This window comes from Pseudothermotoga sp. (genome assembly GCA_025060105.1).
Taxonomy (GTDB): domain Bacteria; phylum Thermotogota; class Thermotogae; order Thermotogales; family DSM-5069; genus Pseudothermotoga_A.
The window spans coordinates 53424-61745 of sequence record JANXCS010000010.1 but is presented as its reverse complement, the minus strand read 5'-3'; the positions used below and the strand labels follow the sequence as shown (position 1 = coordinate 61745).

Here is an 8322-nt window from a genome sequence, read left to right as displayed (position 1 = left end):
CTCTATGGCTACACGGTTCTTGGCAAATGGTTGCCGTGGCTGCTCAACGCATTTACTGGGGAGCAACATCCTTTGTTTTGCTGGCTGTACCCTTTTTCATTCTGTCTGGTTTTTTAATGAACTCTAGTGGGATGACGAAACGTATCACAGATTTCGCTGAACTCCTCGTTGGCAGATTCACAGGGGGAATGGGGCATGTTAATGTACTAACAAGTATGATTTTTGCCGGTATGTCTGGATCTTCCGTAGCAGATGCGAGTGGTGTTGGAGTGATAGAAATGGAAATGATGAGAAAGGCAGGATACGATGAAGCATTCAGCGCAGCGATAACTGCCGCATCAGCCACTATAGGACCAGTGATACCACCAAGCATACCTTTCGTCATATACGGTGCTATGACGGGAACTTCTGTGGGAAAACTTTTTTTGGCTGGAATAATGCCAGGTATGTGCATGGGAATAGCCCTCATGATTGCTGTTTACATTGTGGCTCGCAAGAGAGGATATAAAAGGATCGAAAGAAGGTACACCTTCCGTGAAACTCTTAGAGTGTTACTCAATGGCTTGATAGCCAGCGGAAGTTTCATAATCATCATCGGCGGTATACTTTCAGGTTTCTTTACCCCCACAGAGGCAGGTATAGTTGCTTGTTTGTATGCCCTTCTCATAGGCTTCATTGTATACAGAGAGTTGAAGATGAGTGATTTTATAAAAATATTGTGGGTATCGGTTCAGAGTAGCGTGAAGATACTCTTCATAGTTGGGACAGCAGCATTTTTTTCCTATTCGCTGACGCTTATGAAAGCACCGCAACTCGTTGCCTCGTATCTAGGTGGCTTGACTCACAATCCTTATCTCTTTCTTCTGGCTGTAAATGTGATTCTTTTGATTCTCGGTTGTTTCATGGAGACGATCAGCATCATGTTACTGACAGTTCCTGTTTTGTTGCCGATAGCTCGCACTATTGGTATAGATCCTGTTCATTTTGGTGTTGTGGTGACGTTAAACTTAATGATAGGCCAGTTAACACCACCCGTCGGAGTTCTCTTGTACGCAGTAACAACTGTGTCCAAAGCACCACTTAAAGAAATTCTACGTGAGCTGTGGCCATACTTAATAGCACTTTTGCTTGTGCTCGTGGCTGTAACATACTGGCCAAGCCTTGTTATGTGGATTCCAAGGAGAGTTTTTCCATGAGAAGGCAAGGTTCGATATCCTTGAGGTCTAAAATCAAGTTGATCGAGTGTGTACTTTATAAAGTGATGAAGGGTCTCACCATGGTTTGTTTGGTTGGTCTTTTAACTATGGTAACTTTGCAAGTGCTGGCGCGTTTTTTGAGAATAAGAATCGTGGTCGATGATTTAGTGACCCTCTTGAATGTTTGGATGATATTCATTGGTAGTTCCATACTGGTGAGGGACAAATCACATGTTGCGATCGAAGTGGAGGGAAGATTATTCGCAAAAAGCAAAATCCTCAGAATATCTGCTATCTTAGTAACTCACGGACTTGTGATCTTTTTCCTACTCTTCATAATCAAGTCCGGAATGGACATAGTTAAGGCTTCCTTTTCGGCTGTGACACCTATGCTACGTTTGCCACAGTGGTGGTGGTACTTGCCTCTCCCACTGTCTGGCGTTTTGATGCTTTTGTGGGAAGTGAAAAATATGTTGAAGGCACTCAATTCCATCATAAAGGAGGCTGAAGGTGATGAAAGTAGTAAGAGCGTGGGAAGAAAAAGGAGTGGAGGTTCCTGAACCGTATCGCAGGATCATCAAGGTACTCTTCGCACCAGATAAAGAAGGAGTTAATGAACTTTTATTCAGTATAGCTATAATACCACCTGGTTCGAAAACGGATTATCATTCCCACGATCGACCTGAATTAATGTACATAGTTTCTGGCCAAGGCATTTGTGTAACAGAGAACGGTGAGATCCCAATAACGGAGGATATGGCTCTCTGGGCACCGGCCGGTGAAAAGCATCAATTCGTAAACACTGGTTACGTGCCTTTGAAACTTGCCACGGCTTTCGTTCCACCTTATACTGCTGGTGAGAATTACAATCGGGCTTTAAAGGCAGCTAAAAACAAGGAGTGATTTTTTTGAAAGGCTCCAAGGATATGGAAAAAAAGAAAGCTTGGGAAAGAGCTTATAACTACGTAAAAACGTTGATTTTAACGATGGAGCTAAAACCTGGAGAGTTGGTATCTGAGTATTCAATTGCAAACAAACTTTCCATGAGTCGTGCTCCTGTGAGAGAGGCTCTGAAGAAACTTGAGCAGGAAGGTCTCTTAGTGTCCAGTGCCAATGGAAGGCGAAGAGTCTTCATACTGACCATAAGAGATATTGAACAAATCTTTGATCTGAAAGAAATTTTGGAATCAGCGATTGTTGAGTGGGCAATCGAGAGGGGAACAGAAGATGAGAAAGAAGAACTATATCAAACGGCACAGCGCATGCTTTCATTGTTCAGCGAGAAAAACTTGGCTCAATTAGATAGAGAGAGTATTCTAAAAAAGTGGTTGCAACTCGATTTTCAATTTCATGAACTGATTTATAGAATGTCCAGAAATCCAAGAGCAGCAAACTTTGTAAAAAATCTGAACGATCAATGGCAAAGGTTAAGGCAAGCTCTATTGGTATTGGAAGGCAGGCTTGAGAAAAGCTCTCATGAGCATGCGGAGATCGCCTCAGCAATAGTTAAGAACGATAAACAAGCAGCTGTAACCGCTATGAAGAGCCATTTGCTGAGTATTCGAAAAACACTCATAAGTGTGCTTAAGGCTTTCAATTTTCCTCAGTATTAGAGCCCTGGGGGTGATCGCTATACTAGGCATAAGTTCATACACTTATTTTTGGTCAATTAAAACAGGTAGGATATCAGCTATTGATCTCCTAGAAAAAGCGAAATCCCTTCGCGTGGATGTTGTGCAAATAGCGGACAACTGCCCAACACATATGCTCAGCGTACTGGAAAGGACCAAAGTTAAACAAAAAAGCCAGGAATATGGAATAAAAATTGAGTTAGGTGTGCGTGGTATGGACATGGAAAAGCTGAAGATGTACCTTCAACTCTGCATTTTCTTCAACAGCAAAATCTTGCGTGTATTACCAGACTTTTCGGTTGAAACTGAATCTTCTTGTGACTATGAATCGATCTTAATGCCTATAAGAGAGTTGCTTCCTGAATTCAAGAAAGCAGATATCAAAATCGCCGTAGAAAATTATGAGAAAACCCCTACAGAAGATCTGCTGAGGATCGTTAACGAGATCAATGATCCTTACTTTGGTATTTGTTTTGATACAGCAAATTTGCTTGGTATACCTGAAACGCCAGAAACTGCTATCGATGCTTTGGCACCGTATGTTGTGAATGTTCACCTCAAAGATTTTGACATTAAACGAGCTGAACAAAACCAAGGCTTTATAATCAGAGGTTGCCCTCTTGGGAGAGGAAAGTTGAACCTAAAGAAGATACTTGAATATCTAAATTCTAAAGCTGGTGATATCAGCTTCATACTGGAACTATGGGTACCACTATCTGGATCTTTGGAAGAAACAATTCAGGTGGAAGAAGAATGGGCATCGATGAGTGTTCAGTATGCTCAGGAATTATTCAGAACAGCAGGAATCTCAATGTGAATTGGCAAGCATTTTAGAAAATCGATATTCGTGCATTCAGATTCGATGAAAAGAGATTGAGAAAAAAGAGGTGCGTACCTTTCGTATACTCACCTACACAGATGATCACCAAACTTTCGAAGATGAAACTCCATTTCACCTCTCAAATTCCAATCTTAAGTTTTTCCTCAATATCTCAATGTCCAGCCGGTACGAATTACACAATGATCCAAAACGGAGCGAAAAATTCGTTCGGACAGACTCACAACTCAGATCAATTTATGAGTGAAATATTGATTGAGAAGAACAAATGTAGTGGGGTTCGTGAAAGCTCATAAGTAAAAATTGCGTTATCATAACCTGGGAGGATGTTCGTTGAACGGTTTGGTTGCTTTCACGCCGGTGTTCGTCGTTCTGTTGATGATCCTCTTCACGAAAGCTTCGGTGGTTGGATCTGGGCTCGTTGGATTCTTCACAGCTTTCGCACTGGCACTGTTTTATTTTCGTAGTTCTTTCGAAGTTCTACTGCGTGCAACGGTTTCAGGTTTTCTCGCTTCGTTCCCCGTTTCGCTCATCGTGGTCGCTTCTCTGTTGCAGTTGACGATCATGGAGAGTGCCGGTGCGATGGAAACGATCGTTGGTTTTTCAAAAAAGCTGTGTGCGAAGGATAGATTGTTTCAAACGCTCATCATCGTGATAGGTCTCGGTACGTTGCTTTCCGCCGCGGGTGCAGTGCCTGTGACTGTGATAACTCCGATTTTGCTCGCGTTGGGTTATTCACCTGTCGAGTCGATCGCGCTCGCCGCACTCGGCTATGATTCACTCTGCACCTACACCATACTCGGTGTGCCGCTGGTCGTGTTCGCCGAGATGATCAAGACGGATTTGATAGTTTCCGCCAAGTACTTTCTTCCGTTCGTTGGGGTAGTTTCCTTCGCGATATCGCTCGCGGTCCTGTACGTGGCTGGCGGTAAGGATTTTTTGAAGCGTGGTTTTTCACTCTCCATCGTCGTAGGTCTTTTGGCGTTTCTGGGTGCAGAGATCGGGATAATGATGAGAGCGCCGGTGCTCACAGGGTTGATAGCAGGTTTTCTTGTGATCGTGGCTTTGACGATCATCTATGCGATCAAGAACCGTGAAAGTGTGGTCGATGAGGATGTGGATGTGAAGAAGTTGCTCAAAGCTAGTTCTCTTTGGTTGATGCTCATCTTTTTCATCGTTTTCGTCAACTTGGTAGGTCCCGTGCACGAGTTGTTCTATCAAAAGCTTTCCATGTCGATGGATCTACTCAAAGGAAGGCCAGTCCATCTGAGGATCTTTTGGCAGGCGTACACGTGGATTTTTGTGAGCAGTCTGATCGGTATGTTCATCTACAAGATAGATTCAGCGAAGATGAAGAATATCTGGATGAAGACTAGAAAAAGGATGGTTCAACCGTTTTGGTCGGCAACGATTTTCTTTCTGATCGCCTACGTGATGCTCTATTCGGGGTACGAAAAGACACCGAATGGTTTTGAGCTGGTGAACCTTCAAAGGAACATGATCCATGCGATGGCCGTTTCTTCCGCCGAGCTTTTCAAAAGCTTTTACGCCTTCTTCACACCGTTTTTGGGAGTGCTCGGAGGTTTCGTGACGGGCACTCAGACTTCCGCCACGGCGATGTTTGCGAACTACACATCGGAAACTTCGAAGCTTTTGAACCTCTCACCGATCCTCATGCCCGCCGCCATGGCTTTCGGTAGCGGTCTTGCTTCGGCCATATCCCCTTCAAAACTTCAAAACGCCGCAGCGTCGATAGACAGAATCGGTGAAGAAAAACGTGTGTTTTCAAAAACCATCCCCATAGTCTTACTCATGGCATCGCTCACCGCCGTGGTGAGCTACGTTCTGAAAAATTACAGCTTTTGACCATTCAGCTCGACAGGCTCGATTTGAAACGGCACACTTTGATATACTCAATAGAAAGCTTTAGATGTTGAACGGGTGGGATGGGTTTGCAGAGATTCACCGTGGTTTTGATCGTGCTTTTCTTCGTTCAGATCTTTGCGAACGCTTTGGTGTTTCTGAACGAGCCTGAAACGCGCCTTTCTTTAGAATGGCACCAAACTCAATTCAAAATTTCTGTGTTTCAACCGTTCGTTCATCCCGTCGTGCCGATCGATTGGCTGTTGCCGAAAGAAAATAGAGACCTTCTCAAAGGCTTGGTGAGCGTCGAGTCTAACTTCTATGTACACGCACTTTCAGTTGAAGGTGCGATGGGTCTGGCACAGTTTGTACCATCAACTGCGGAAAAGTTGGGAGTGCTCAATCCTTTCAACGCATTTTGGGCGATGGATGGTGCCAATCGTTATCTTGAACAATTGCAACGTCAGTTTAAAAGCATCGAGTACGCGCTCGCTGGTTATTTCGAAGGTCCTTCGAAGATAGCTAAGTATGGACCGAGCAGTGCGGCGATCGAGTATGCTCGAAAAGTTCTGCGCAGTGCGGAACGGCTCAAAGGTGAAACCATCTTCGTGAAGGACGTCACCTACATCGAGCCGTACGTTTTGGTGGGAGACAGGTTCGCTTTGGGCTTGAACGTGTATGCATCCTTTTTGGGTACATCCTATCTATCTGGTGGAATACAGCTGGATGATTGGAAAAAACTGTCACACCGAGTGCTTTTTTATCCTGCCATCACGCACTCGTTCTCTTTGATAGTCGGTGAAAGGAACTTCAACTTCACCGTCGGAGCGCTGTATAGAAAGATGCCAAATTTCGGTGTACAGTTTCTGCTAGATTCTAACAACCTCGATCTTGAAGCACTCTTGAGGGTGTGGAAATTTTACATAACCACAGGCTTTTCCTTAAAAGGCTTTCGCGTCGGTCTGATCGGTGGTATGTGAAACTTTCCAAGCTCTGTCATAGTTTTCATCTTTCCATCCACGATGATGGGAATGTGGACGTTGACTGTAGCTGAGCATTCTATAAAGATCTGTCAACTTTTGAGCGATCGGTCAAATTTTGCTCGACGTCCACACATTGTCGTTCGAGAGTGAAACGGCCGATGGCATTTCTGTTGTCCATGATGATTTGCATGGTCAAGCTGTTTTTACGAAGCGTTTGTGGAACGAGTGGGACTTTGAGTTGTGCGTGGAAAATTTAGGAAAATCTTTTCAGTACGTATTCTTCGAAGATCGGATCGATGATTTCGTAGTTGCCTCTGGAGAGCTTTTCGACGAAACCGAGCTCGACCAGCTTTTTGATAGTCTTGTTCACGATGCTTGGATTTGGAATTTCGAACTCTTGCAACGTTTCGAGGCTGAAGATGTCTCTGTTCGTGGCGATCATGACCAAAACTTTGCGCAGATGCTTTTGTCCGAGCATGTCGAGCACCATGTCGTAGCTGTGTCTTTCACGGAAGATGAGCTGATTCAACGCGTTCTGAAGATCTTGTTCCGCCACCGTTTCTCCACAGAGGTTCCAAACTTCGTAGGCGAGCATTTGAACGTAGTACGGATGACCTTTGGTGATGGCGTAAAATCTTTCGGCGAGCTGTCTCGGCATGGTCTTGCCGGAAGAGCGGAACTTTTCACAGACATGATCGATCACCGCATCTTTCGGCAGAAAAGAGCACAGATCGAGCTTGATTCCAGAATGGTACATCAAACCTTTCGATTGGAAAAACAGCTCTTCGATCATGTGCCTCATGGAACCGGAGAAAACGAAGACCACCCTCGGTGCCGTTTGGAAAAAACTCCTCAGAGAACCTGCGAGCTTTTCGCTCACCAAACTGTACGCTTGAAACTCGTCCAAGCACACCACCAAAGTTTTGAAGATCTCACCGAGTCTTTCCAACAGCCTGTAGCACTCTGAAAGTAAGACCTCTTCTTCAACGTCCCTGCTGAAGGTGAAAACTACCCCATCCGAGCCGATGGAAAAGTTGATGTACTTGACCAGATTCTTCAAATGCTCCTTGACGAACTCCACAGGGTTGTTCGACTTGAGTAACTGGAAAGATTTTGAAATGATCTTTACGGCGAAATCTTTCAAAGAAAGCATGCTGAGTAGGTCCAAATAGATACATTGAAAACCACTTTCGAGTGCAAATTTTTGAATCAACCAAGTCTTACCGAACCTCCTGGGAGCAACCAATATGACGTTGTTCCCGCTCGAAACGGCTCTGACCAGCTGGGAATATTCTTCTTCTCTGTCTATGAAACAGTCCGGTTCGTACTGCTTGCCAAACTTGAAAGGATTCACACCATCACCGACTGCATTATACCAATTCGGTATAAATTTTTTTGCACTCACCAGTTAGTAACCGTAAGGTTCAATCGGTGCTTTTATTTTCCACCGGAACGATGGTGTTCAAAAATCGTACATCGAAAGTTTTATCTGCGTGTGAAAATGAACGTCAGTTGCGCAAAGTGAATCGTCAAATTTTACAGAACCACTCTGGTCGTTCAGACCGACGAGTGTGATCGCTGTTCAGCAGGCATGAGCATAAAGAGGTACTTTTGCGTGGATTTCCCCTTGGGTTGTGATTTATAGTTCGCATTTGTCAAACTCATCTTTTTGTGGTATGATCTAATCAAAAGGTGAAGGTCGTGAATGGCGTTGGATTGTTCGGCATTCTGAGCGTTGTTCATCACCATCACGTGTTTGACCCGGTAGTTTCACCACCGGGTGTTACGTGATGGTGGGATGAAAGGAAACT

Annotated in this window: 8 protein-coding genes; 7 read left to right on the top strand and 1 reads right to left on the bottom strand. The window is 44.4% G+C overall.

Going from position 1 to position 8322, the window contains the following annotated elements; genetic code table 11:
• From NZ875_09000 to NZ875_08970, 7 genes are all read left to right on the top strand, one after another.
• A partial coding sequence (locus NZ875_09000) for a TRAP transporter large permease (GenBank protein ID MCS7175872.1) occupies positions 1 to 1196 on the top strand: 1196 nt, incomplete at its 5' end.
• Complete coding sequence (locus NZ875_08995; protein MCS7175871.1) at positions 1193 to 1756, top strand: TRAP transporter small permease; 564 nt, start codon at positions 1193 to 1195, stop codon at positions 1754 to 1756. The genes NZ875_09000 and NZ875_08995, both read left to right, overlap by 4 nt.
• Positions 1710 to 2099: a cupin domain-containing protein gene (locus tag NZ875_08990; GenBank protein ID MCS7175870.1), complete on the top strand. Its 390-nt coding sequence runs from the start codon at positions 1710 to 1712 to the stop codon at positions 2097 to 2099. Before NZ875_08995 ends, NZ875_08990 begins: the two co-directional genes overlap by 47 nt.
• A 23-nt stretch (positions 2100 to 2122) precedes the next feature.
• Positions 2123 to 2809 carry a GntR family transcriptional regulator gene (locus NZ875_08985; GenBank protein MCS7175869.1) on the top strand — a complete coding sequence of 229 codons (687 nt, stop codon included), beginning with the start codon at positions 2123 to 2125 and terminating at the stop codon, positions 2807 to 2809.
• A gap of 112 nt (positions 2810 to 2921) precedes the next feature.
• Complete coding sequence (locus NZ875_08980; GenBank protein ID MCS7175868.1) at positions 2922 to 3644, top strand: sugar phosphate isomerase/epimerase; 723 nt, start codon at positions 2922 to 2924, stop codon at positions 3642 to 3644.
• Between the two features lie 354 nt (positions 3645 to 3998).
• Positions 3999 to 5531 (top strand): L-lactate permease, encoded by a 1533-nt coding sequence (locus NZ875_08975; protein ID MCS7175867.1) that lies wholly within the window; start codon positions 3999 to 4001, stop codon positions 5529 to 5531.
• 86 nt (positions 5532 to 5617) lie between these two features.
• On the top strand, positions 5618 to 6508 hold the full coding sequence (locus NZ875_08970) for a lytic transglycosylase domain-containing protein (protein MCS7175866.1): 891 nt from the start codon (positions 5618 to 5620) through the stop codon (positions 6506 to 6508).
• A gap of 256 nt (positions 6509 to 6764) precedes the next feature.
• On the opposite strand, the gene NZ875_08965 is transcribed toward NZ875_08970, so the two are convergent.
• The gene (locus tag NZ875_08965; protein MCS7175865.1) at positions 6765 to 7916 is read right to left on the bottom strand and encodes an ATP-binding protein; all 1152 of its coding nucleotides are present in this window, start codon (positions 7914 to 7916) and stop codon (positions 6765 to 6767) included.
• Positions 7917 to 8322 lie beyond the last annotated feature (406 nt).

What these genes read in the sequence shown, in the direction of transcription:
- NZ875_08995 (MCS7175871.1), top strand. Translation starts at nt 1,193, where the DNA reads ATGAGAAGGCAAGGTTCGATATCCTTGAGGTCTAAAATCAAGTTGATC.
- NZ875_08990 (MCS7175870.1), top strand. Translation starts at nt 1,710, where the DNA reads ATGAAAGTAGTAAGAGCGTGGGAAGAAAAAGGAGTGGAGGTTCCTGAA.
- NZ875_08985 (MCS7175869.1), top strand. Translation starts at nt 2,123, where the DNA reads ATGGAAAAAAAGAAAGCTTGGGAAAGAGCTTATAACTACGTAAAAACG.